This window comes from Mesorhizobium sp. M2A.F.Ca.ET.039.01.1.1 (assembly GCF_003998035.1).
GTDB lineage: Bacteria > Pseudomonadota > Alphaproteobacteria > Rhizobiales > Rhizobiaceae > Mesorhizobium.
The window spans coordinates 1-1213 of sequence record NZ_RZRY01001195.1 but is presented as its reverse complement, the minus strand read 5'-3'; the positions used below and the strand labels follow the sequence as shown (position 1 = coordinate 1213).

Here is a 1213-nt window from a genome sequence, read left to right as displayed (position 1 = left end):
CTGCAAGGTGGCGTCGAGCTGGCGGTTCTTGATCAGCTCGACGGACTCGGCGAAAGGCAGATATTCGACGCGTCCGAGATCCTCGTATTTGAGACCGGCGGCGGCGAAGATGGCGCGCGCGTTGAGCTCGGTGCCGGAGGCGGGCGCGCCCACCGACAGGCTCTTGCCCTTGAGGTCGGCGAGCGTCTTGATGCCGGAGTCCTGGCTGGCGACGATCTGGATATAATTGGGATAGATCGCGGCAATGCCGCGCAACTTGTCGAGCTTGCCCGGGAAGCCGGCTTCGGTGTTGCCCTCGGCGGCCATCTTGACGGAATCGCCGAGCGCGAAGGCGATCTCGCCCTTGCCCTGCTGCAGGAGGTTCAGGTTCTCGACCGAAGCCTTGGTCGCCTGAACCTGCGTGCGTGAGCCCTCTATGCCCTTGCCGTAGATTTCGGACAGCGCGACGCCGAGCGGATAATAGACGCCCGACGTGCCGCCGGTGAGCACATTGATGAACTCCTGCGCCCCGGCCGATACGGCGCCGAGACCGAGCGACAGCGCCAAGGCGCCGGCGGCAACAAATTTCGTCCTGAAATCGAGCATAGGGTTTCCTCTCCTGAAAACAGTCGCGCTGCCGCCTCCCCGGCGCGAGACTCGTGAGTTTAGACGGGAGGAGCCAAATGCCAACCCGCAATTCAACGCATTCTGTTTGACCATGATCCTTTCCAAAAAAACCGGGGCCACTTTTTGGGATCATGATCTGGACGAACGGTTGAGTGGCGGCGAAAAAGCGCCGACTTGCGCTTGGCTGCTTTGGGGACGAAAGATTTTTCCGGCGCCTGTCGAAATCGGTCGATGCCGCACGACATAGGTCGGCACGCAACGACGCGGCCTTCAAGAAACGGGAGAAGACCATGCGATACATGCTTTTGATCTACAATGACGAAGCCGCGATGGCGAATGCTCCAAAGGAGCAGACCCACCAGGTGCTCGCGGCCTATGGCGCCTACACCGAAGCGCTGAAGAAATCCGGGGCGTATATCGCCGGCGAGCGGCTGCGCCCGACCCAGGCGGCCACCTCGGTGCGGCTCACCGGCGGCAAGACCAATGTGCTCGACGGCCCCTATGCCGACACCAAGGAGCAATTGGCCGGCTTCTACATGATCGAGGCGGCCGACATCGACACGGCCATCGAATGGGGCGCGCGCTGTCCCGCGTCCGCCCCCGGCAC

Annotated in this window: 2 protein-coding genes; one reads left to right on the top strand and one right to left on the bottom strand. The window is 62.6% G+C overall.

What is annotated here, in order from left to right; translation table 11 throughout:
• Positions 1-585: TAXI family TRAP transporter solute-binding subunit (locus EOA24_RS38570; RefSeq protein ID WP_127410858.1), on the bottom strand; the 585-nt coding region annotated here is incomplete at its 3' end.
• Positions 586-896: 311 nt separating this feature from the next.
• Between EOA24_RS38570 and EOA24_RS38565 the strand changes: the two genes are divergently transcribed.
• On the top strand, positions 897-1213 hold a 317-nt coding region (locus EOA24_RS38565), incomplete at its 3' end, for a YciI family protein (RefSeq protein ID WP_133374937.1).